This is a genomic window from Natronorubrum halobium, assembly GCF_051351675.1.
GTDB lineage: Archaea > Halobacteriota > Halobacteria > Halobacteriales > Natrialbaceae > Natronorubrum.
The window spans coordinates 1-23,051 of sequence record NZ_CP195596.1 but is presented as its reverse complement, the minus strand read 5'-3'; the positions used below and the strand labels follow the sequence as shown (position 1 = coordinate 23,051).

At 57.6% G+C, this 23,051-nt stretch carries 22 protein-coding genes and 4 pseudogenes; 14 read left to right on the top strand and 12 right to left on the bottom strand.

Annotation, left to right across the window (positions count from 1 at the left end; genetic code table 11):
* Positions 1-118 precede the first annotated feature (118 nt).
* Positions 119-1,306 (top strand): MFS transporter, encoded by a 1,188-nt coding sequence (locus tag ACSFC7_RS24125; RefSeq protein ID WP_436348446.1) that lies wholly within the window; start codon positions 119-121, stop codon positions 1,304-1,306.
* A gap of 218 nt (positions 1,307-1,524) precedes the next feature.
* Complete coding sequence (locus tag ACSFC7_RS24120) at positions 1,525-2,682, top strand: MFS transporter (protein WP_436348444.1); 1,158 nt, start codon at positions 1,525-1,527, stop codon at positions 2,680-2,682.
* Between the two features lie 260 nt (positions 2,683-2,942).
* Here ACSFC7_RS24120 and ACSFC7_RS24115 read toward each other — a convergent pair whose 3' ends face one another.
* The 3 genes from ACSFC7_RS24115 to ACSFC7_RS24105 all read right to left on the bottom strand — a co-directional run bounded on the left by ACSFC7_RS24115 (position 2,943) and on the right by ACSFC7_RS24105 (position 4,340).
* A complete protein-coding gene (locus ACSFC7_RS24115; RefSeq protein ID WP_436348442.1) occupies positions 2,943-3,677 on the bottom strand; it encodes a hypothetical protein in 735 nt (244 codons plus the stop codon).
* Between the two features lie 80 nt (positions 3,678-3,757).
* Positions 3,758-3,964, bottom strand: a complete 207-nt coding sequence (locus ACSFC7_RS24110) for a hypothetical protein (protein WP_436348440.1) — start codon at positions 3,962-3,964, stop codon at positions 3,758-3,760.
* A 199-nt stretch (positions 3,965-4,163) separates the two neighbouring features.
* Positions 4,164-4,340 carry a hypothetical protein gene (locus tag ACSFC7_RS24105; protein WP_436348438.1) on the bottom strand — a complete coding sequence of 59 codons (177 nt, stop codon included), beginning with the start codon at positions 4,338-4,340 and terminating at the stop codon, positions 4,164-4,166.
* 44 nt (positions 4,341-4,384) lie between these two features.
* Here ACSFC7_RS24105 and ACSFC7_RS24100 point away from each other — a divergent pair.
* Positions 4,385-4,626: pseudogene (locus ACSFC7_RS24100) on the top strand (IS5/IS1182 family transposase); the annotation flags it as partial.
* 31 nt (positions 4,627-4,657) lie between these two features.
* Here ACSFC7_RS24100 and ACSFC7_RS24095 read toward each other — a convergent pair.
* Together ACSFC7_RS24095 and ACSFC7_RS24090 are read right to left on the bottom strand one after the other, a co-directional pair.
* On the bottom strand, positions 4,658-4,882 hold the full coding sequence (locus ACSFC7_RS24095) for a hypothetical protein (RefSeq protein WP_436348436.1): 225 nt from the start codon (positions 4,880-4,882) through the stop codon (positions 4,658-4,660).
* A 358-nt stretch (positions 4,883-5,240) separates the two neighbouring features.
* Complete coding sequence (locus ACSFC7_RS24090; RefSeq protein WP_436348435.1) at positions 5,241-6,173, bottom strand: DUF7351 domain-containing protein; 933 nt, start codon at positions 6,171-6,173, stop codon at positions 5,241-5,243.
* A gap of 436 nt (positions 6,174-6,609) precedes the next feature.
* On the opposite strand from ACSFC7_RS24090, the gene ACSFC7_RS24085 reads away from it, so the two are divergent.
* Positions 6,610-8,121: an MATE family efflux transporter gene (locus ACSFC7_RS24085; protein WP_436348433.1), complete on the top strand. Its 1,512-nt coding sequence runs from the start codon at positions 6,610-6,612 to the stop codon at positions 8,119-8,121.
* 427 nt (positions 8,122-8,548) lie between these two features.
* Positions 8,549-9,133: a LysE family translocator gene (locus ACSFC7_RS24080; RefSeq protein ID WP_436348431.1), complete on the top strand. Its 585-nt coding sequence runs from the start codon at positions 8,549-8,551 to the stop codon at positions 9,131-9,133.
* Positions 9,134-9,307: 174 nt separating this feature from the next.
* Here the strand turns inward: ACSFC7_RS24080 and ACSFC7_RS24075 are convergent, their stop codons facing one another.
* Complete coding sequence (locus ACSFC7_RS24075) at positions 9,308-9,919, bottom strand: TetR/AcrR family transcriptional regulator (RefSeq protein ID WP_436348429.1); 612 nt, start codon at positions 9,917-9,919, stop codon at positions 9,308-9,310.
* Between the two features lie 97 nt (positions 9,920-10,016).
* On the opposite strand from ACSFC7_RS24075, the gene ACSFC7_RS24070 reads away from it, so the two are divergent.
* From ACSFC7_RS24070 to ACSFC7_RS24040, 7 genes and pseudogenes are all read left to right on the top strand, one after another.
* Positions 10,017-10,937: an ATP-binding cassette domain-containing protein gene (locus tag ACSFC7_RS24070; RefSeq protein ID WP_436348427.1), complete on the top strand. Its 921-nt coding sequence runs from the start codon at positions 10,017-10,019 to the stop codon at positions 10,935-10,937.
* Positions 10,930-11,721, top strand: coding sequence for an ABC transporter permease subunit (locus ACSFC7_RS24065; protein WP_436348425.1), 792 nt, complete (start codon positions 10,930-10,932; stop codon positions 11,719-11,721). The genes ACSFC7_RS24070 and ACSFC7_RS24065 overlap by 8 nt, the downstream gene beginning before the upstream one ends.
* Positions 11,722-11,735: 14 nt before the next feature.
* Positions 11,736-12,206, top strand: a pseudogene (locus ACSFC7_RS24060) (transposase); the annotation flags it as partial.
* Positions 12,207-12,582: 376 nt separating this feature from the next.
* Positions 12,583-13,380 (top strand): annotated as a pseudogene (locus tag ACSFC7_RS24055) (arginase family protein); the annotation flags it as partial.
* Positions 13,381-13,548: 168 nt separating this feature from the next.
* Complete coding sequence (locus ACSFC7_RS24050; protein WP_436348423.1) at positions 13,549-14,265, top strand: carbon-nitrogen hydrolase family protein; 717 nt, start codon at positions 13,549-13,551, stop codon at positions 14,263-14,265.
* 614 nt (positions 14,266-14,879) lie between these two features.
* The gene (argF, locus tag ACSFC7_RS24045; protein WP_436348421.1) at positions 14,880-15,797 is read left to right on the top strand and encodes an ornithine carbamoyltransferase; all 918 of its coding nucleotides are present in this window, start codon (positions 14,880-14,882) and stop codon (positions 15,795-15,797) included.
* A 297-nt stretch (positions 15,798-16,094) separates the two neighbouring features.
* Entirely contained in the window at positions 16,095-16,373 is a 279-nt protein-coding gene (locus ACSFC7_RS24040; RefSeq protein WP_436348419.1) for a hypothetical protein, read from the top strand.
* A gap of 264 nt (positions 16,374-16,637) precedes the next feature.
* On the opposite strand, the gene ACSFC7_RS24035 is transcribed toward ACSFC7_RS24040, so the two are convergent.
* On the bottom strand, positions 16,638-16,781 hold the full coding sequence (locus tag ACSFC7_RS24035; RefSeq protein WP_436348418.1) for a hypothetical protein: 144 nt from the start codon (positions 16,779-16,781) through the stop codon (positions 16,638-16,640).
* Positions 16,782-16,841: 60 nt separating this feature from the next.
* Complete coding sequence (locus ACSFC7_RS24030; RefSeq protein WP_436348416.1) at positions 16,842-17,504, bottom strand: helix-turn-helix domain-containing protein; 663 nt, start codon at positions 17,502-17,504, stop codon at positions 16,842-16,844.
* Between the two features lie 237 nt (positions 17,505-17,741).
* Here ACSFC7_RS24030 and ACSFC7_RS24025 point away from each other — a divergent pair, with 237 nt between their 5' ends.
* Complete coding sequence (locus ACSFC7_RS24025; protein WP_436348414.1) at positions 17,742-18,506, top strand: SDR family NAD(P)-dependent oxidoreductase; 765 nt, start codon at positions 17,742-17,744, stop codon at positions 18,504-18,506.
* A gap of 130 nt (positions 18,507-18,636) precedes the next feature.
* Positions 18,637-19,551 carry a glycosyltransferase gene (locus ACSFC7_RS24020; protein WP_436348412.1) on the top strand — a complete coding sequence of 305 codons (915 nt, stop codon included), beginning with the start codon at positions 18,637-18,639 and terminating at the stop codon, positions 19,549-19,551.
* A gap of 354 nt (positions 19,552-19,905) precedes the next feature.
* Here the strand turns inward: ACSFC7_RS24020 and ACSFC7_RS24015 are convergent.
* The 4 genes and pseudogenes from ACSFC7_RS24015 to ACSFC7_RS24000 all read right to left on the bottom strand — a co-directional run.
* Positions 19,906-20,038 (bottom strand): annotated as a pseudogene (locus tag ACSFC7_RS24015) (ATP-binding protein); the annotation flags it as partial.
* Positions 20,039-20,230: 192 nt separating this feature from the next.
* Entirely contained in the window at positions 20,231-21,196 is a 966-nt protein-coding gene (locus tag ACSFC7_RS24010) for a transcription initiation factor IIB (protein ID WP_436348410.1), read from the bottom strand.
* A 152-nt stretch (positions 21,197-21,348) separates the two neighbouring features.
* Complete coding sequence (locus tag ACSFC7_RS24005; RefSeq protein WP_436348408.1) at positions 21,349-21,810, bottom strand: hypothetical protein; 462 nt, start codon at positions 21,808-21,810, stop codon at positions 21,349-21,351.
* Positions 21,807-22,697: a ParA family protein gene (locus ACSFC7_RS24000; protein ID WP_436348406.1), complete on the bottom strand. Its 891-nt coding sequence runs from the start codon at positions 22,695-22,697 to the stop codon at positions 21,807-21,809. Before ACSFC7_RS24000 ends, ACSFC7_RS24005 begins: the two co-directional genes overlap by 4 nt.
* Between the last annotated feature and the right edge of the window lie 354 nt (positions 22,698-23,051).

Genomic DNA, 23,051 nt, shown 5'->3' with positions numbered 1-23,051 from the left:
GACGCGGGTACTGTCGACCACCACCGGAAGCGAGAACCAGACGAACATCAGGCGGAAACAGTTCGGTGTTCGTCCGTGAATCAGAACCCTTTCGATCGAGTGTGGCCGAGAGCAAGTCGTGCGAACCGACCGTACCGAACGTCCGGATAGCCGCTACAGTTGGCTAGTGGCGCTCGTCGGCGCTGTCGCGATGGTCTTTACCTTCGGCACGCCGCTGTCGTACGGTATCTTCCGCGCCCCGTTCAGCGACGCCTTCGGGATCTCGTCGCTCGCGCTCTCCGGCGTGTTCGCGATCATGCTCTTTACCTTCTTCATCGGCTCCGGGCTCGTCGGGGTGTTCGGCGCGCGGTTTTCGGCTCGAGCGGTACTGCTCGTCTGTACGATCGCGACGTGCCTCCTGGCCCCGTCGCTGTATCTCACGAGTTCGGTCGCCGGACTGACCGTCGTCTTCGCGGTCCTCGGACTCGCGCTCGGGACGGTCTTCGTGCTCCTCGCGTCGATCATCCCGCGCTGGTTCGAGAGCCGTCGCGGTGCTGCGACGGGCCTCATATTCGTCGGCAACGGTCTCGGACTGTCCGTACTCCCGCCGATCTGGCAGTTCGCCTTTACGGAGGTTGGCGTGCGCCGTGGCTTCCTCCTCATCATGTTGATGACCGCGTTCGCGTTTCTCCTCGCTGGCCTCGTCTGTCGCCGGCCGCGATGGGCCGAGCAGTCGACCGCGACCGTCGGCGAACTGCTCGAGTGGCTCTCCCGTTTGAGCGGTACGCGGACGTTTCAGATCCTGTTCGTCGGGATCGCGCTCTCGTTCGCGTGGTATCAGCTTCTCGCCGCCTACGCGGTCGACCTGTTCGCCTATCGCGGACTGACGGCGGCCGGCGCCTCGCTCGCGTTCGGCCTGATCGGCGGCGTCAGCATTATCTCGCGGATCGGCGGCGGCTATCTCGCCGACGTCATGGGCTCACGGCGTGCATTCCTCGCGTCGCTCGTCTGCGCGGCCGCCGGCATCGCCCTGCTGTTCGTCCCCGGTGTTCCGGCGCTGGCGGTGGCAATTTTCCTGATCGGACTCGGTCTGGGCGGCTCCGCAACGCTCTACATCCCGCTCCTTATGAGTGTGTATCCCCCCGAGAAGGACACCGCCATCGTCGGCGTTTTCAATATCGCGATCGGCGTCACCGCATTAGCGATGCCACCGCTCGGAACCGCGAGCGTCGCGTACACCGACGGCTATCTCGTCGCTATTCTGCTGACGCTCGTCGCGACCGTCGCCGGGTTCTGGGCCGTTACCGTCGGAACTGCCGGGCGATGAGTGGGACACTCGAGGGGAGCCAGGCAGTCTTCGTAACTGGTATCGATCGCCCGAACGAGGGGTTCACTTTCGAGGGCGTGCTCGGTGAACTCCTCGCCCGAGCGCCACGAGAGACGCCTCGAAGCAGTTGTCGTGTGCTTCGTCTGGGATGTCGAAACGTCCCATTCCTACCGAGCTGATTTCGGAACGCTTGAGACCTGCTGTTGGAAATACCGACCGTGTCCCGATCCCGACTGTTCGCCTCTCTCTGTGGCCTCGTCTTTCTCCTCAACCTCGCCAGAATCATCTTTGCACCGCTGTTGAACGTGATCATCGCGGAGTTCTCGATCGGCGAGGCGACCGCCGGACTCCTCGTCACGCTCGCGTGGGTCGGGAGCGCATCTCCTCGCTTACCGACGGGCTGGCTCCTGACAAAAGTGCCGAGACACTACGTCGTGATCGTGTCCGGATCGATCCTCGCGCTCGCCGGTGGATTCGCTGCGACCGCGACGACGGTCCGCCACCTGATGGCCGGGGCCTTCCTGATGGGCATCGCCTCCGGCGTCTACTTCGTCTCGGCGAATCCGTTTTTGAGCGAGCTGTACCCGGACCGCGTCGGACGTGTGATGGGTATTCACGGCGCCTCCGGTCAGCTCGCTGCGGTGGCCGCAGCCCCGCTCGTGGCGATCACGCTCGTCGTCGACTGGCGGCTTTCGCTGTGGGCGATCGCCGTCGGTGCGGCGGTGGTAACGGGGTACACGGGGCTCGTTTCGACACGGACCGAGTTGCCACGGGCTGGATCGGCGGATCGAAAGTTCGTCGCCGGTGCGCTGTCGGAGTGGCGGATCATCGTGACCGCACTCGCGATCGTCGGCATCGCGTCGTTCATCTGGCAGGGTGTGTTCAACTTCTACGAACTGTACATGCAGTCGAAAGGGCTCTCCGCTCGAGCGTCCGGACTGATGTTGAGTATCGTTTTCGCCGCCGGTATTCCCGCGTTTTACTTCGGCGGCGATCTGGCCGACAGACTGCCGCGCGTTCCGTACCTGCTCGGCGTCGTCGGTGCGTTCGCCGGGACCCTCCTCGTGTTGACGACGGTGGACGGGCTACTCGGATTGGTCGTGATCTCGGGAGTTATCGGCTTCGTCATCCACGCCCTGTTTCCGGCGACGGATACGTTTCTCCTCGATACGCTCCCGGACTCGACGCGGGGGAGCGCCTACGCCGTGTTCAGTTCCGTGTGGATGCTCACGCAGTCGCTCGGATCGTTCGTCCTGGGCGTATTCATCGAAGGCGGGTACTCCTACGACGCGGTGTTTAGCGGTGCTGCACTCTTTCTCGGGGCGACGATCATCGTTCTGGTCTCCCTCGAGCGAACGGGGCGACTGCCGAGTTGAACCAGCGTGTCGGTAGTTCACCGGTCTCTGGCTCTTCGAGTCGGTGATTAGTTGGAAAAGAGGGCATTAAGCCCGTTCTCAACGAGCAAACCGCGTAAGCGGTGAGCGAATAGGGCGGGGATACAGCGTTCACAAGAGCAAGCTCTTTGCAGCCCATCAGAACGTCAATGATCTGCCGAGCGAGCTGCTCAGCGGTGTATCCCAGCCCCTTGACGTCTCGACATCGGCCGGGGTTGTGCCACGGACGCGAACTCGACTCGTCAGTAATCTCCTCTAGGAGTTGGCCAAGTTGGGATACCATTCATCCTCGTCTGTATTCTGTATCCACGACTGTAGCTCGGCACAGACGGAGGCAACGATGACCTCCTCAGCGAACTCAGGTCGGTCGGTGAGTTCGTTACCGCCACCGCCCCCGGTCCCTGCACCACGGGATTGGATGGACCCGACGATGTCGGTTCCTCCCTGACCATCGGCAAATTGGATAGGTGCATCATGGATGGTTTCGAAGGCACGCTGTCTGAGTACCTTTGTATGCGATGTTTCAGCCGATGGCGACTCCGGCCCGTACGGGGATGCCCCAGTCTCGATGTAGTGTCGGAGGGACCGACGAAGCGGATGTTCTTCGGCGGACGTGTTGTCCCCGTCAGGTATGGCGCTATCACAGATTCTGGTGAAACCGCCTCACGGAGCCTATCGAGATCCGTTGGCGAGAGTGTCACCCAGCAGCTCTTTGTCTCATCGGCGCTTGCAGCCTCATCCGACTCACCAGCTGCGTCGAGAAGGGCTACTGCGGCTTCGGCGTTCTTGCGAAGTTCTTCGACTGACCCCTGGCCAATTGCTCGCCTGACAGCATCGATATCGAGGTCGGCAGCTAGGACGTCCTCCTCGCCAGCGAGGGCCAACCGAAGATATGTGGAACGCGACCGTTCAAAGAGAACTTGGAGCGCTTCGGTGAATATCGTCGGATCGGACTCAGCATCGTCAATCTGCTCCATATTATACGCCAGTCCGTATCCCGGAGTTTCACTCTCCGATAGGGGATAGATTGCCGAACAGTCGCCGAATTCTGACTCCTCTAACGAGAAGGACTGCCGATACGTCTCAAAGATCGCATCGACGATGCGAGTGCCTCGTACAGTTCGGGCCCCCGCAACTCCTCGGCGAGCTCCCTGTCGTGGATGACGTATGTTTCGTGTACCAGTTCTTCAACCGTGTTCGGGTTAGTACCGTTCCAGACCTCCGCATACAGTCGTTCAATCACCTGTTGGTTGGTGTCGGCCATCGAGCGGAGAGTGACGGGCGACGAACGTAGCGATTGCCGTGAACATGTTGACTTAGCGGGAAGCGCTCCGGGGGTCGCGAGCGATGGTACGTTGGTGCGGCGGAATCCGGCGAGAACAGTGTCTCGGCCGGACAGCCGTATACTTGGCGACGGCGAAACGTCCGAGGAATACCCGTCTTCGCTCGCGATTCGCTCAGATCTACTCCTCGACCATGACGAACTCACCCAAGTCGTCGACCGTTCCGACCGGCTCCGCGCCGACCATCAGCCACCGCTGTTCCTCGTCGATCTCGTTGACGAACTTCCGTGGAATGTCTGCCGGCAGCCGAAGGATGCCTCCCACGTGGACGTCGACGGGGACCTCGTCAACGTCCACGTGATCGGGGCCATTGAGCAGGACGTAGAGCTCCTCCTGAGACTCGTGTATTAGCCCGTGAGAAGAACGTGCGTCCGCTCATCGAACACCGTGAGTTCTCGCCACTCCATAACGCGTGGAATGCGCGATTAGATGCGGATTTGTACGGCAGCGGAGTCAGAACGAGACGGTACATTCGAGTCTCAAGCGCAAGTACGGTGTGTTCGTCCGTTCTCGGTACTGGTGGAAGCAATTCCGTGAACTTGCACTCGGCTGCCTCATTTATACTCTCGACCAGTCACTCTGATTGGTAGATACAGCACTCAAACGTACCAGCGCTACGCACTGGTACCATCATTGTCAGATTTGTCGAATTCCGTGCCCATGATGGCAAGGATGATACCGGCGACGGCAATGAGTGACGTGTCGATACCAGGTTCGTAGAAAGTGTTGGTAATTTTCAACACAGTCAACGCGAGTAAGAGGGCAACGCAAATCATTGCCCCGGCTTCTAATCCGATGTATGCCAAGCCTTTCGATTTCCTCCATGTGACTGGGTCCATACTCTATAATCCACGACTGCTGGCTTAGTTGTTCTGGAGCTGTGAGTGCGCCCCGGTTCTCACTGTTGTAATCAACGCTGCTGGGCTACCCAGTAACGAGATACACGCAGACCTACCCAACGGCTGTTTCAGTAGCGAGAGTATCGAGCTACTAGGATTTCAACAGAGCCGGATATTTCGACAGGGTACTTCAAGCCCTATCCGTCCTTGAACTATCCAGTCGGCCGTCGTGGTGCTCGTGGCGCTCAATCTGGTGCGCGGCGGAGTAGCCGTCGTCTCGTTGCGCCACGTGTAGAGTTCTCGGGCCAACTACTGCTCTCCCGGATCGTTTTTGGAACGGAGAAGTTTTTGTCTGCTCTCACTCATCGTGAACAGCAACATTGGTGGTCGAATTGTAGGTTTGGCTAATTTCACAAACAGTTAGTTCCTGATCAAGAACGATTTCTAGAACGTCGTCATTGAGCGTTATCGTAATGGAGATGCGCAATGGCTTCTGTGATTGAACCTGCATGGGTTCGTCGCTGACGCACCACTTCAACTGCCAGTACGGAGTTGTACTGAGATCAATATCATGATTCTCGTAGAACGCAATCACGGCAGAATTATCGATGAGACCCAACCCAACCCCTGACGTAAGCGTGTGCGCGCACTGTTCACAAACGTACCCCGCTCGAAGTGGAGCTCCAGCGAGATCGCAGGTAACAGCGTCATCGGGGGTTGCGACCACTGTCTGCATTCGTCCACTGCATTCGGGACAGACGCCATCCTTTGCGAGCCCATAGAGACGACGAACGCGGTGATCAAACGCTTCGAGCACTTCCGGATCCGTCCGATTGTTCAGCGCACCCGGTGGGAACGGGTACTCTCCATGCTCGAAGTGGCATCGTAGACACGTTATTGCCAGCATCTCGTCATCGTACACTGCTTCAAGCGGGCCGGAACACTTCACACAGCTATCTGAAATGGCGATTGAGCGGGATGGATGGGCAGTGAATGAACCGGCAAGAACGGCTTGGACGACCTTGTTACCGGCCTGTCTGAGACGATATCCGTTCTCCGTCCGGCGAACGAAGTGTTGCGTCAATTGTTGGAGATGGTAGCTAAACTGAGCAGAATCAGTGGCGTCAGTCGCTCGAAAAAGATCGGAGAACGCGACCGGTGTTTCAGGTGCCGCCCAGAGGGCTTGTAAGATCTGCATACGGATCCCGTTTCCGAGAAGCGCGAAGGCGTCAGCAGCTTCCATTCCCTCGGGAAACTGCTCATACGCTAGGCCGCGCTGTGCATCGTCCATGAGGTGAGTACACTGTCATTGGACATAGGGCTTTGCTGAAATGGATTTTAGCGACCAGAGCGCGATGCGTCATTTGCCTCTTATTGGTCGAAATCTCGATTTCAGCAATGTTCGTCGCTGTCTCTCGAATTTCGGGACAATTGACGGCTGTGTCTGTCTCTGTACTTTCCTTCAGACTCGCATGTGGACAGCCGAATACGGGTGCTTGCTAAAATCAATTTCAGAAAAATTTCATGTTTTCATTTGTCGTAGTATCGACCGTGAAAGACGAAACCACCTGGCCAAAACCAGCCAAGATCACGTTCAAAACTGAAACCGGGAGCAAGAGGAATACCCCCAATATTGGTCGGGAGTGCAATATAGTCAAGTCCCAGACGGATAGCCTCGCGAACCTGAATGAGTCTTTTTGGATAGATTCGGCGGGGGTCGCGCACCCATGAGTCAGGACTCGGGCGGGGATCGATCTATCAACGTCACCGATGGGGACCTCGTTTGGCCGCTGATCGTCCTGTCGGTTCCTCTGGTGATCTCTTACGTGTTACAGGTCGGGTACAATCTCGCAGATACCTACTGGATTGGTCGGCTCGGACAGGAAGCAGTTTCCGCGCTCTCGTACGCGTGGGCGATCGAGAATTTAGTGATCAGCTTCGTGATCGGATTCACCTTCGCTGGAACGGTACTGGTCGCACAGAACAAGGGCGCTGGGGAAATCGATCGCGTCGCCAGAATTTCGGGCCAAACAATCGTGTTCGTCATTGCGATCGCGGCGTGTTTGTCTGTCGTCGGCTATGTCTCCGTGCCGGTATTGCTCCAGACCATCGGAGCCGACCCAGGGTCACTCGAGTATACGTATTCACTCCAGTACCTTCGGGTCCAATTTATCGGTCTGCCGTTTATTTTCATGTTGTTCATGTTTCAGGGGCTGCTACAGGGATGGGGAGATACGAGGACTCCGCTGTATCTGATGGCCGGAAGTGTCGCGATAAATGTCCTTATCGACCCGTTCTTCATTCTCGGTTTCGAGGGTAACACCGTCTTCGTCTGGTTCAATCTCGAGTCACTCGAGGCAACCCTCTACGCAACGACCGGATTCGACGGCTTCGGCGTCCAGGGTGCGGCAGTTGCCACGCTTCTCGCACGGGGAACCGCCGCGATAATCGGCCTGGGTCTATTGCTCTCGGGGCGTGTTGGAATCCAGCTATCGCTGTCTGACTTCACGCTTGAGAGGAGCGTTGTCCGGAAAATCATCTCGATTGGTGCGCCGACCAGCATCGAAGTCACCGCGACGTCCGCAAGCGTCACAATCCTGACCGCAGTCGTCGCGCTGAGCGGAGCGGAGGCCGTCGCTGCCTACGGCATTGGCTCGCGAATCACATCGGTAGTCACGCTACTTGCATTCGGGTTAGCTGGTGGGGTTGAAACCGTCGTCGGTCAAAACCTTGGAGCCGGACAGGTCGATCGGGCGAAACGAGGAGTGTATGCCGCGTCAGGGCTCGTCATGGGTGCGTATCTCGTATTCACGATTGGTGTGTATTCGTTCGCGGAGCCAATTGTTGACGTATTCATCACGGGTAGTGGCGCGCCTGCAGTCATCGATATTGGAACCGAGTATCTTCAAATCATCTGTCTGTCATTCGTGTTCCTCGGTCTCTTCGAAATCGTCCAAGCCGGAGTCCGTGGAAGCGGAAGCACTCGCGCGGCAATGTACCTCTCCATCGTCGGATATATCCTGTTTCGGGCGCTGTTTGCCTACACGCTCGCCGAACCATTTGGACTCGGTGCAATCGGGGTCTGGTACGGTGAAACCATCGCAAACGTCTGTATGGCCGTTGTTGTCTGCCTATACTTCCTCAGAGGAACGTGGACCGACGGGGTTGTTGACCGACCCGACGATCGTGGTGTTGAATCTGTAGAAGCAGAAACCTCCGCCAAAGGCGGTGGACATTGAGGTTGATCAGAACCATTATCCACCAGTGGGAGCCCGAGTGACGCGTTCGAGAGCGGCGTCTTGACCGGCGACGTCACTCCCCGCTATCGGCCCTACTGAGCGCCGGGTAATGTCCGGACAACGTGGGCGAAGTAGGGGGAATCGGTCGGACTTGTGGTGATTTCTGCTGACGTTGCGGCAGGTTGTGTTGTTTTTCAGCGCCCGGAGATGGGCGAGGCACTCGCTGGAACCCCTATTGCGATGATGGGTTTCGAGAGCCATGCTCGATAGACGTCGCGAATCGGCCATTGACGAGATTGGATCATGTCGCCGGGATCAGTGAGGACACCTCGTTTCCTAAAGTTACTTATCCTCGCTCTGTCTTTAGACGGTCGCGAGGTGATGTGTATTAACGACATCGACAATCGGCATCCTGATTCAGGGTATCGTGCTCGGATTCTCGATTGCAGCCCCGGTCGGCCCAATCGGAGTCCTATGCATCCAGCGAACGCTTTCTAAAGGCCGGATTTCGGGCTTCAGTAGTGGACTCGGAGCAGCGTCAGCGGACGCCGTTTACGGAGCGATTGCAGGGTTCGGTATCACTGTGGTATCGTCGCTCCTGCTTGATCACCAGACCGCGATACGTGTCTGTGGTGGGCTCCTGTTGTTGTATCTCGGAGTCCAGTCGTTCCGAGCCGAGCCAGCAGAGACGCCAGTGGCCACCTCAGACGTACATGGACTTGCCAAGGACTACGGCTCGACGTTCCTGTTGACGATTACTAACCCGGTGACAATCATCGCCTTCATTGGCATCTTCACCGGGCTCGGCGTCGGCATGTCCGGTGAGTACGCTGAGGCCGCCATGCTGGTCAGTGGTGTCTTTTTCGGCTCGACCCTCTGGTGGCTCACGCTGAGTGTTAGTGTGAGTCTCTTCCGGACTCGGTTCACTCGCTCAGTCATGCGCCGAGTGACACAACTGGCGGGTGTAGTTATCGTCGGATTCGGATTGCTCGCTCTTTGGAGCGCGATGTAAGCGTATCCGAACCCTTCGATTTGATACAAGCTGTAGGTGAATTGGGCCTTCCTCCGACTAGTCCTGCAGTCAGGCAGGCAGTTTTCTCATGCACAACGAGTTTCGGAATGTATCCTGGCACCCCAAATTTCGATGCTTATCCGCGAATAAACAACCGACCTAGCTGACAGCAGACTAGTCGGCAGTCAATCCCTTCGCAAGCGAGTCGATGAGAAGCTCCATCACTTCGTCATAATACCCTTCTTCGTATTCGTCGTATCTATCTTTATGCAGCACCTGGAGGGCAAGTGTTCCCAACACACCAAGAATTATCGTTGGCTCATACTCTGCAAATTGACCGCTGCTCTGGTCCTGAAGGGATCGAATCAACGGCAGGAGATCAGCCACTCCTTCCTGTTGGATCTCTCTCAGTAATTCCGGAGAAACGTTACGTAATAATTCTCGATAGTTGTCTTGTAAAAACACTTGTTGAACGAGTGGGTTTTCCTCTAAATACGACCGATAGCAATTGAGGAGACTCGTGAGTCCCTCATAGGGGTCAGTTTCACCATCTAACTCTGAATACGCGCTCTGGTAGAAGTCTTCACTGGCCCTCTCCAATATTTCTAAATAGAGATTCGCCTTTGAGTCAAAGAATCGATAGAACATAGGTTTAGAAATGCCAACAGAATCAGTTATGTCGGTGATCGTAGTTTTCTTTGGGCCGTACTGAATCAGCAAGGCTTCCCCATTTTGGAGTAGTTCCTCTCTAATTTGCTCACGTTCCGCTTCACTGAATCCGGTCATATGCCTCTCTATGAGTATTAGCGGGATAAACAAAGCGGTACAGCGGTATACTCTATTAACCGAAATAGTTAACTAGTTAAGAGGCCTCGGATCATTCATGGTAGTAATCGAAGTATCGGACCTGACGAAGGAGTTCGGCGACATTCGGGCGATCGACACCATATCATTCACCGTTGAGGATGGTGAAATTTTCGGATTTCTCGGTCCAAATGGTGCTGGAAAGACGACAACAATCCGCACGCTACTTGGGTTATTGAAACCTACTTCGGGGAATGTCTCACTATTCGGTGCGGACATCCATACTGAACCCAACTTCATCGACGTGAAGCCCCAGATCGGCTATCTACCAGCTGACCTCGGATTCCCCGAAGAGGTTACAGGGCGACAATTTCTGGATTATCAAGGGTCAGCGAAGGGAGATCAACGCTTGGAGGAACTCCTCGAGTTGTTCACACCACCGCTCGATCAGCCGATCCGGGAGTATTCGAGTGGGAACAGGCAACTGCTCGGCATTGTCCAGGCGTTCATGCACGATCCCGATCTCGTCGTTATGGATGAGCCAACCTCGGGGCTCGATCCACTCAACCAGGCACAATTCAACGAGTTCATCAGAGACGAAGCGACGCACGGAACGACGTTTTTCTTCTCGTCGCACGTTCTGAGCGAAGTCCGTCGCGTCTGTGATCGGGTGGGAATCCTCCGCAAGGGTCGTCTCGTCGGGCTTGAGGATATCGAGTCACTGGTGAACCGCGGCGGAAAACGCGTTCGTGTCCGGTTAGTTGACGAGGCAAGCGAGGATCTGTCGACGGTTGATGGTGTGGTAGACATCACGACGATCGGTGACGAGCTTCAATTCACCTACGCCGGTGATTACACCACGCTCTTCAGACAGCTTGCGAACTACGGGATTCTCGATGTCGAGATCAGCGAGCCACCACTCGAAGACGTGTTCATGCACTACTATGGAGAATCCAATTCACACTTGGCCGATGATCGCAGGGAGGAAGCGCATGTTTGAGACGGCCCGGTATGAAGCGAGTCGACGACTCCGTGGGACAGCCGGGCTTACAGTAATTGTTAGCGTTTATGCAGTATTTTTAGCGTTCTTTTTCCAGTCATTACCGAAGGAGCAATTGCGCACATCGGTTGAAATAATGCCACCGAGTGTGCTCGAGGCGTTTGGTATCGTAGAACTATCTACTATTGAAGGATGGCTCGCGTCTGAGGTCTACACTTTCGTCGTGATCTGGGCACTCGGTATCTATTTCGCGTACACTGCAGCGGGCCTGATCGCTGACGATATTGAACACGACCGGATGGATCTCCTTATTTTACTTCCATTCTCCCGGTCGCGCCTCCTTGTAGAGAAATTTGCCTCGATACTTGTCCCGATTTTCATTGTGAATGGGGTTTTGCTGGTCGTTGTCTACGTTACTGCCCTCGGTATCGGAGAGCCTGTCGATCCGATTCGCTTAGTGATGGTTCATATCCTTGCTATTCCATATCTGCTCACCTGTGCAGGGATCGGTATCTATCTCTCAACGTTGACGGTGTTCAATCGGGCTACCGTCGCACAGGGAATTGCCGCGGGAATAATAGCCCTTCTCAATTTGATCGGGATTTTTGCGTCCGGGACGGTACTCTCGTGGATGATGAATATCAGTCCACGAGAGTACTACGATCCATCAGCGATCTTGATCGAAGGGAACTATAATTTAGTCTCTGCTGGCATCTTACTAATCGCAACCGTTGTGCTCGTGCTCGTCAGTCAACGTCGATTTGAGCGAAGGGATATCGAATGACGCAACTAATTACGCCGTATACTGGCCACGAAGACGAGATTCGCGGGACGAAAGACGGCGAGTACGCCTACCAGTGAGCGGTGCTCAAGATCGTTGGCACGGATGTGCCGCTCGTCCTCGACGCCATGCCACATGAGCACGGCCAGTCAAAAGATAATATCGTTGAAAAACTCCTGTCCCATGCGACCGAAATGGTCGATCTCGACCTCATCACGATGGATCGGGAATTCGACGGCGAGGATGTCAAGAAGGCCTGCAAAGCGTACGGCGTTCACTTTCTGGATCCGACGCGCATTTTCGAACGCAGCGACGAGACCGACACGATTGAGTGGATGTACCGGGAGGGCAAGCGCTTCCACGTTACCAAGACGGAGACTGACGATAATACGCCCACACGTAAGCAAGTCTACCTCCCGAAGCAGTCAAACGCGGACGAGGACGACAGCTTTTCAGAAGTGTGGAAAGAGATGTGCGGCGAGTGGGAGTTAGGCAACGCTCGCCCCCTTCACGGATTGGCCGACCCACACCGAAGACGCGGACAGTTTCGTACTGCCAGCCGACGTCAAGGTATCTTCGCTTCCCGTTCGAGCGGTACGAGGTCTACCCCGTTCGGTCTCGCACTCGCTGTGCGCCTCGCCTCCCGGTGGCCGGCTCAGTGCTTACTTCGTCATCCTTCGCCGAGACGACAGTCCCTTTCGATCCTGCCAGTTCGGTTGTTTAACCGCCAGATTGGAAGTGGGAGGGACGAAATGAGGCCCAGAGGACCGCGACGGAAGCGATCGAGAAGTACAACTCCTGGCCGACTGGTCCGAAGGTTTACGACGGTCGGTGGAGTTTGAGAGAACCGAACGAGGTCGTTTCATGAACGTCTGCCTACTCCAAGTACCGTACCACCACGGACGGGAACGGTCCGGCATCGGGCGCGGACCCGATCGGCTCGTCGAGGCCGGCGTGGGGAAGCGACTCCGAAATCGCGGTCACGAGGTCGCGGTCGAGCGGGTCGACCCTCCGCGTCCTTTTTCGCACGAAATCGGGGCCGCGATGGATCTCAACTCGGCACTTGCGGACCGGGTTCGAGCGACCGTGGAAAAGCGTCGCTTCCCGCTCGTTCTCGCCGGAGATTGTAATAGCTGCCTCGGCACGTTTGCCGGCCTCGGGTCGTCCTCTGACGGGTCCATGAACCCCCCGGGGATCGTCTGGTTCGACGCGCACGGAGACTACAACACTCCGGAGACGTCCACCTCGGGGTTCTTCGACGGTATGGCGCTCGCGATGGTGACTGGGACGTGCTGGACCACACTCTGTGGCGGACTTCCGGGGTTTACGCCGGTTCCGGAGCGAAACGCGTGCCTCGTCGGCACCCGCGAGCTCGACGCTGGCGAAGCGGACCGAGTGGAAAACTCGGAGCTGGCCCATATCAACGCGGGAGAACTCACCGAGCCGGACCCCCTTGCCTCGCTCGTTGATCCCCTGTCCTCCCTGCAGACCCGGACTGACGGCGTGTATCTTCACATCGACCTTGACGTCCTCGACGCGACCCGGATCGGTCCCGCGAACGGTTTCGCGCCCCCCGGCGGACTCTCCCTCGACTTGCTCCGGGACGCGATCCGAACGGTTGGGGAGCGCTTCGAGATTCGGGCCGCCGCGCTGACGGCGTACGATCCCGCTTACGACGAGAACGACCGGGTCCTGACGGCGGCCCTCGAGTTGGCGGCGACTATTTGCGACCAGATCGACGCAGAATAAATTTCAACATCGCCCTCGCAGGAGTGCATAGCTTGCATAATGGTCAACGGCTAAATAAGAGTAGGCGGTAGTATCAGGGCAATGAGCGGGCCGTTGCGAGTCGCGGCGTCACAGCCCACGTGTGTACCTAAAGACGTTAAACGCAATTCGCAGGAACACGCGGAGATGGTGCGGCAGTCGGATGCGCGCCTCGTTGTCTTCCCTGAGCTATCTCTGACTGGGTATCACTTCGACGTGGAACCGGTGGCGCTGAATAGCCCGGAGCTCGACGTGATCGTCGACGCCTGTATAGAAGAACATTCGATTGCGCTCGCCGGAGCTCCAGTAGAATCTTCAGCCGGCGGGAAGCACATCGCAATGCTGCGTGTCGATGCATCGGGCGTGTCCATTGCCTATCGCAAACGGTGGTTGGGCGCTCCCGAGCGTGCGCATTTCATCCCGGGGGACGGGCCGACGGTTCTTGCGGTCGACACCTGGCGAATCGGCCTCGGAATTTGCAAAGATACCGGCGTCTCCGCGCACGTTAATGGTGTGGCCGAATTGGCCGTCGATCTCTACGTGGCTGGCGTGTTGCACCACGATCACGAACTGGAAGAACAGGAAGAACGAGCGGTTCGTATCGCGCGAGCCTGTCAGTCCTACGTTACCTTCGCGAGCGTTGCCGGCTCAACCGGTGAGGGGTTCGACGTTGCCGCCGGGAACTCCGCGATTTGGGATGCACAAGGGCAACTGTTGGCCCGGGCCACTGACCGGCCCGGAGCGATCGTTCAAGCCTCCATTGAGCGGCCGAGTAGGTAGCCCTGCGCGCGAGACGTCGGTCCTGAGCGGCTCAAGCGCGATCGATCAACAGTGCCCGAGAGGAGGTTCGGCCGGTTCGGTCGCGACCGTCGCGAGCCGCTCGCTGGTAAACGGCGACTCGTTCGGCGCGGGGAAAACCGGAGTCCGCTATAACCGATACTTAAGTACCGCTCTACAAACTAGCGAAAGATCCAGATCCTCCACGGAGTATGGCTGTGTTTGATTCACTCTCAAGTTGGTCGACCATCAGAAGTTGAGACTGCGTCGCCCAATGTGGATAGAAGTAGCACCTGTCTCGTCACTTCGTTTCAGCGGGCTTTCACTGGAATAGCTGATGCTTAGAAAATGCTTACTGAACGCTGGACGGTCTATCAGTACTGAGAGATATCCGGGATAGCGTGCTGAATACACGGCGCTTACTGATCACTGCGATGTCTGCCAAATGCAAATGGTGTTCACACAGTCGTGGTGAATATAAATTGCGAACGTAACACTACGAACCGAATAATAGTGCCCACAATATCGTTTACTTGGTCGATTCAATTGAGTGCCGATAAACCGAACGTTCCTGCCGTATCGAGGGTGATAAATACGCTAGTCGTGAGTACTTCTGGATGAATCAGCCTCGCCATTTACTCACAATAGCCGATCTTGATCTCGAGACTGTCGCCAGTCTCTGTGCCACCGCCAAGCTGTTAGACCAGGACCGTACAGGGAGGGCAGCAAACGCAAATCTCTCTCAGCGCGTAGTCGCGCTACTGTTCGAACGGCCAAGTACCAGAACCAGGCTTGGATTCGAATCCGGGATGGCCTATCTCGGCGGACACGCGGTTTCCATGTCCGCAGGCGAGTTCCAGTTCGGTCACGGAACCGAAGACGTAACCGACGCAGCTCGTGCGGCGTCGCAGTTCGTCGACGGGGTACTCGTGCGCACCGGAGACCACGAAACACTTGAACAGTTCACTTCAGCCGCTGAGATTCCAGTGGTGAACGCGCTGAGTGATCGGGCCCACCCGTGCGAAGCGCTTGCCGATCTCTACTTCCTCCAGTCACGATTCGAAACGATCGAGGGACTGCCCGTGACGTGGGTCGGTGACTGCACGAACGTCGCTCGATCGTTCGCCTCCGTCTGTGTTCTCGCTGGAATCGACGTCCGTATCGCTTGCCCGCCGACGTACCGATTCGATGACGAAACGATTGCACTGATCCGATCACTAGGACCGGGTTCACTGCGGTTTTTCGACGATCCGGTCAGCGCAGTCGAAGGGAGTGCCGTCGTCTACACAGATGTGTGGACGAGTATGGGACAGGAGGACGAACGCGAAGAGCGTCTCGCAGCGTTCTCCGCGTATCAGGTAAACAGCGATCTGCTTTCGTCTGCACCGGATGCGATTGTGATGCACTGTCTCCCCGCTAATCGTGGCAAAGAGATCACGACTTCCGTACTGGACGGTGACCGTTCGGTCGTGTGGCAACAAGCCAAAACTCGTCTCCCAATGCAGCAAGCGATACTCGAGTATGTCTGTACTTGATCGAACGCACTGCCGCGTGCTCGCTGTCTCTCTCAAGACTCTCAGCAACCGTTCCTTATTGGCACTGGGTATCTTTTATCTATAGATATAACCCATATCAGATCTATGATAACCGAACTACTGCACCGGTGATTACTCGACCTTCCTCAAACGAATCCCTCACGCGCGGAACACCAACTTCCTGGTCGCAAATGCAGCTGGCGGCATCGCCTTGATCGAGGCGAGCCCGGATGCTGTCGCGATAACGCGACCTACCCAGGGTTCGGTGCCGTCACGAATCACTTTCAGTACGAATCAATGCTCGAGTACGAACACATCGAGGAACGATCCGAGAGCAGCGAAACGCGACTTGAGAACTTCGACGACTGGTTCGACGCCCAGAGGGATAGATTCGACACGGCTGACGTCCAGCATGTCCTCACGGACCCCGAGAACGGAGTCTGCTTGTGTGCCGACGGCAACGAGGACGATCCGATAGTCACGCTCTGGTCGTGGGCGGTGACGCCGGGCGAGACACCCGGTACGCTCGCGAAGGGATCACTGAAAGACGTGAAATACGAATCTCTCGACCTCTGAATAGCGGCTGAATCACGGTGTACTTGCAGTAAGTGGTTACTTTCGAACGTCTCGCCGGCCATCGTCGAGCGTGGCAATCGAAGTCAGAAGCGTTGAAGGAGTCCTTCGCGATGAGTAACGACAACGTTCCCCCGCGTATGGCGCAGGACGAGTTAGTGGGGAGTAGCTCGGACGTTCACGCGTGACAATCGGTGACCAGAACCATCGTACACGCCATGGTTCGACGATTGTGCGTGCAATGAACAGTATCGGCGCCCCGCCCCGTCACTTCTCGACCGTAAGTCCCCACGCAAGTGACGGAATGAGAACCTCCTGGATTCGTTCGTAGTAGCCAGCTTCGAAGCCTTCGACCTCGGCTTCGTATTCCTCGAATTCGTCTTTGTGGAGGGCAAGGAGGTCGATGTCCAAGTAGGCCCGGGCGATTGAACTGCTGACTGGAGCCGGAGTTCCTCGAGATTTTCAGTCGCATCAGCGATGGGCGGCGCCGACATGGAGCGACGAGAACACGGTCGCCTCGATCTTCCGGAGGTGCTCACCGACGGTCGTCTCGGCCAGGTCGGTCGCCGCCGCGATCTCGTTGTGGGTCGCCTCACGGGGCTCCTGATAGTAGCCGAGGTCGACCGACGTCCGGAGCACCTCGCGTTGGCGCTCGGTCAGTCGGGAGACGACGTGGCGTGGACCGGGCGTGTACGGGCCGGTCCGCTCAACTTCGATTCGGACGCCCGCCGGCTGCTCGGAGAGCATGTCCGCGAAGGCCGCCTCCGTACCGATGTATGTCGCCCGGAGGCCGCCGTCGTCGGTGTACTCAACCGGCATGTCGATCAGGTAGGACGACTCGCGCCGCCCCTCCATGAGCAGCCGGGTCAGGTCGTCCGCCGCATACCGCGTGTAGGAGAAGAACCCGGCGTCGTCGCCGGTGATCGAGTACTCGAAGATCTCGGACGACTCCGACAGCACCCGTCGGAGTCCCTCGACGTCGCCGCGGCCCTCGGCGAACAGCGCGACGGTGTCGTCGTCGAGGAGTTCCATCCGGTGGATGGCCCGGTACTCTAGGCCGAGTTCGTTAACCCGTCGATCGAGTCGGTTGATCCCCTCCTCAGCGGGGTAGGCCACGACGGTGACATAACGCATGTGCTAGCGATGGGACGCCATCGTAAAGTCGGTGACCATAAGCGTCCATGGATCGCCGGCAGCGCGTTCATCACCCCCGAGTGAGGAACGCTAATTGATGAATTTAGAGAAAGCAATCACGGAGATATCGGGCTTCGATCCCAACGTCCGGGGCCGAGCGAGCAATTCCTCTCGGCATTTATCGGCGGGCTACCGATCGTACACATTATTTCGGCGCTGGGGCGCTCGCAGCAGAGTATGACTCCGTCGAACGACGAGATGGTCGTCATTCTCACCGGCGCGAACGAGGGGATCGGTTACCACATGCTGACAGCCTTGGCCGAGGACAATCATCGGATCGCCGCACTCGACATCAATGGCGACAACGTTCGTGACGTTCGAGACGACAGTGCCGGCCAGGTTCGATACTACAAGTGCGATGTCACTGACACCGAAGCCGTGGACACGACGGTGAGCGAGATCATCGACCGATGGGGTCGCATTGATATCCTTGTCAACAATGCGGGTATCGCGCGAGTCGGTTCGTTTCAGGAGTGCTCGATGGTTGACGCGCGTCATGAGTTCGAGGTCAACTTCTTCGGCTACCAACGAATGATTCGGGCGGTCCTTCCGCATATGCGAGCGCGAGGTTCGGGTATCATCCATAATATGGGGTCCGGGACGGCGGACACCGGGCATCCTGGCCTATCCGGGTATTCTGCAACCAAAGGCGCTATCAAGGCACTGGTCCTCTCACTACAGCTCGAACTCCGACACACCGGTGTCTCCTGCACGGTAATGATTCCGCCATCCACGAACACGCAGATGACCGCTGACCTTGAGTACCCGGAGTGGATGACGGTCGACCCCGAGGAGGTCGGCCGCAAGCTGGCCGACAAGATCCATTCGACCCGGCCGGTGATCACGCCCGATAGGACAACGAGAATCGGTCTATCGCTTACCCGACGGTTCCCATCCCTCTGGCGAAGAATGACAGCAGGGATCGTCGGAAACACAGAATAATGAAACGAACGACCTAGTGTTGAACTCCTGTGGACGTGCAAGCGACATCGCCCTAACGCCCTGTACCATAAGCGTCCATGGATCGCCGCCAGCGCGCTCACCGTCTCCCCGACAAGAATGATTAACTACTATGTCTGATCGCCCGCCGACGAGCGTCCTCTTGCCGACCACGAGGTGGACCGACGCATGCGCGGAACTGGCCGCCCAACTCGGGGACAACGACGAGCTCTTGATCATCTACGATGACGAGGACGACCCTGTCACCGAGCAGGCAGACCGCCCCGAGGGTGTCCGATTCATCGCCGCCGGCGAGCCGGAAGGCTGTTCGGGGAAAGCCAACGCCATCGCCACTGGGATGGAGGCCGCGTGCCAGGATCGCTTCGTCTGGACGGACGACGACTTCCACCACCCCCCGGACTGGCTGGCGACCCTCAACGCGGACTACGAGGACCACGGGCCGGTGTCAGAGGTGCCGTACTTCGTCGGGCGGGACCCTCTGTCGGTATTGCTCGAACCGCTGTATGCATCGGCTGGCTCGCTACCCCTCTCCCTCGGCGACCAGATCTGGGGCGGCTCGGTTATCTTCGAACGGGGCGACATCGACGAGGCCGCGTTTCTCGACGAGCTTCGGCGGACCGTCAGCGACGATGGGCTCCTCATGGAGTACCTCCAAGTGACGAACGTCGGCCGGACGCGCATCGTCCCCATCGGAGGGTCCATCCACGAGGCGGTCGAACGCCCGGTCCGGTGGACGCAAATTCTACGGTGGCATTTTCCCGGGGCCATCGCCGGGACGTGGTTCGTCTCGCTGCTCGTCCTTGCAGGGGCGGTCCTGGCCCCAGTCCCTGCGGCGGTAGCCCTGTCGGTGCTGCACCTCGGCGTCAACGAGGTCCTCGGCGTCCGCCGATGGACGGCCGTATTGGCGTATCCGGCGCTGTTCGTATTCGTACCCCTCCTGCTGTACGCGTTCGCCCGCCGGACGTTCGTCTGGGGCGGCCGGCGATACCGATGGCGCGGGAAATTCGACGTGACGGTCATCGAATAGCGCCCCGCCAGGATGACGGACCGTTCTCGTCAGACAGGATACGGAGGCGACGTTCGACCAGTCGGTCAACGAGTGGCTCTATTCGCCTGCAATGAATTCTCCCCGATTGAGTGGTTGCCCGCCTGAATTCGAACCGCAGATCGGGAAGTACGCGTCGAAGTCTGCCTCAGTAGTCGGTCGGGCGTTACTGGGGTTCAGATGACGGTCGCAACTTCCAAGGATCGGCACCCGTCATGAACTCCCATCCGACTGGACATCCTTGATTTCGACTGAAGTATCTGCAAGTCGCGTCGTCGAAGAAAGAAGCTTTGCCCTCAAGGAGTCGCCGAAGGCGACGAGTAGGGCGGAGTAGTTCACTACAGAACTCTTTGAGCGGTTCCGTCTTTCCGACGCGGCGCCGCCCGTAGACGACGTAGAAGTCGTGACCGGACGAATCGAAGGCTGTCTCCAACGCCGTGAGTTCGTCGCCTCGGTCATCGAAGGTCATACCTTACCTCATGATTGTTGGGATACTGACTTGTGTGTCTCGACGTATCGAAAACCAATTCATTGAGCGAACCAGAGCCGTGGACGCCTGTTGACATCCTCCCTGTCCTGAAGGGTGAGGTTTTGCGCCTGTTCCCCACATAAGCACACTGTCTCTTGGAGCGATTCCGTAGACGGTCGGGAAACGCTGAAGTCAGTTATGAATTCCCATCGCAGCGATCTGTTCCTGATATCGGTTGCGAATAGTAACCTCGGTCACTTGCGCGACGTCAGCGACTTCTCTCTGGGTCTTTTTCTCGTTGCAGAGGAGCGAACTCGCGTAGATCGCAGCTGCGGCATATCCGGTCGGTGACTTTCCTGATAACATCCCTTTTTCGGCCGTCGTGTCGATGATCTCGTTGGCCTTCGCCTGGACCTCCTCGGAGAGATCGAGTTCGGAACAGAAGCGAGGAACGTATTTTTTCGGATCGACGGGTTCCATCTCGAGGCTCAGTTCCTGCGAAATATACCGATACGTGCGCCCGATCTCCATGCGTTCGACGCGTGAGACTGCTGCCACTTCGTCCAGCGACCGTGGGATCCCCTCCATACGGCAGGCAGCGTACAGCGTACTCGTGGCGACGCCCTCGATCGAGCGCCCGCGAATGAGGTCCTCGTCGAGTGCGCGTCGGTAAAGGACGCTCGCCACCTCCCGGACCGACCGTGGAACGCCCAGCGCAGACGCCATTCGGTCGGTTTCGGAGAGCGCAAACTGGAGATTCCGCTCGCCGGCGTCCTTCGTTCGAATCCGTTCCTGCCACTTCCGCAGCCGATTCATCTGACTCCGCTTGTCCGAGGACAGGGATCGGCCGTAGGCGTCTTTGTTCTTCCAGTCGATCGTGGTGGTCAACCCTTTATCGTGCATCGTCTGGGTCGTCGGGGCCCCTACGCGAGATTTGCTGTCTCGCTCCGACTGGTCGAACGCCCGCCACTCCGGTCCGCGATCGATGGTCTCCTCTTCGAGGATCAACCCGCAGTCCTCACAGCTCACTTCGCTCTCGTCCGCGCTTCTAACCAGCGAATCCGAGTTACACTCGGGACAGCTCTGAACGCCTTCTTGCTCAGTTGTCTGGTCTGCCGTCTGTTCGTCGCGCTCGTTTTGGCGAGTTAGGCGTTCCATCAGTCGTTTGTACGGAATTGCTAGAGAGGGTTAAACACTGCGAGCGCTCCCTGTCACTAGAATGGTGCGGGAGCTATCGGATGGTCGACACAAGATTGTCCGGACAGATGCGTTTAGAGATGGTTCGGGAGTCGGTGAACAGAGCATCTACCTTACTGATTCGCCGACTGTCGCCGTTCCTCGAGTACGAGTTCAGCGACCCGCTCGGGTTCCTCGTTTGCGAGACGGAGAACCGCATCGTGGATCTCGCGAGTTTCCTCGTCGAGTATCTCCGCTTCGGCGAGCGTCGGAACGATCGTCGTTCGGATCTTGTTCTCGAATTCGTTCACCGTTTCAGTGCGCGCGTAGAACGGTTTTTGTTGGACCTCGCTGTATTCGAACGCCGGACCGATCTCTGCGGGCGTCAGTGCAGTATCCGGTTGTTCGTCGGATTCATCTCGATCTACCGACTGATTCGGACTCGGCTCGTCGCTCGTATTCGAGGTGGAAGGGTCCTCCGCCGACGATTCGTCAGCAGTTTCCGCCGAAACGGTCGTCGATTCGTTCTCCGTCTCACCCTCCGATCCGGTTGACTCCGCGTCGTCTTCTTTGAGATCGTCGAACGGATTGCTCATCGCTCGATCCCTCCAGTCGCAACGATCTCGGCGAGTTCCTCGTAGTACGCGATCTGGTCACTCTCCGGGTCGTAATCCTGTAACGGCTGGTTGTGTTGTAGCGATCGTGACAGTGCGGATCGATGCCGAATTCCCGGCTTCGGTGGGGTCATCTCGCCGGCGTCGATCGCGTCGAACTCGTCGGCCGTAATCCGAGCGAAGTTCGGCACTGCCTCCTGCAGCGGCTGGTCCGGATTCACCTCGTAGGTGGCCTTATTTAAGTTCTCGAGCAGTTCCCGGTCCTCGGTCTGCTGATCGATCCGGTCGGAGAGTTTGTTCGGAACGACCGCGAGGACGTCGACGTCGATGTACTCTCGTGCCGGTTCGATCAACCGCTCCATGGTTCGCTTGTAGCCGCCGATCGCGCTCGAGCCCGGCTCAATCGGGATGACAACGTTCCCCGTCGCGACGAGGGCGTTGTTGTTGAGCATTCCCGGATACGCCGGACAGTCGAAGACCACGTACTCGTACTCGGTTCCGAGCAGCGGATCGACGATTTTCGACTTGATCCGCGCCGACCCCTGCATCGCGCCGGCGAGGTCCTTTTCGACGTCCTCGAGCGTGTCCGACGACGGAAGCAGATCGAATCCGTGTTCTGTTGCTCGAATGAGGTCCCGGGGCGTCGCGTCGCCCTCGAGGATGACGTCTCCGAGATTGATCTCGGCCTGATATGCGTCTTCGAAACCGAGACCGTTCGTCGCGTGGCCGTTCGGATCGAGGTCGGCGTAGAGGGTCTCGCCGTGCTCGGCGAGTTGGCGCGCGAGGTTCATCGACGTTGTTGATTTACCGACACCGCCTTTCAGGATGACCACGCTAACGGCGCGTGGCTCGGTCGTTGTAGCTTCCATTGGTGAATCGTATTTGCGTTGAACAGGGTGCGATAGGTGCCTATTGTCTCGACACCTTCTATTTCAGGCGTTGGAGAATAGTTACTACTCTATCTTCTTAATTCTACCTACTGGAGATGTAATAGGTGGGGGAGGGACAATAGGTGGCTTAGGTGTGGCAAAGGAGGCACCTATTTCACCTATTGAACCTATTGTATCTGTTCATCGTACGGTTCGTATCGTCGCCACGTCCCCTATTACAGCTGGTTAGAGTAAGGCACCTGTTTCGGATCAGGTAGATGTTGAGCCTATCCCTACTATTGTAGCTACTGTAACTATTGTGCCTGTTGTAGCTACCGTGGCTATCTCCCACTG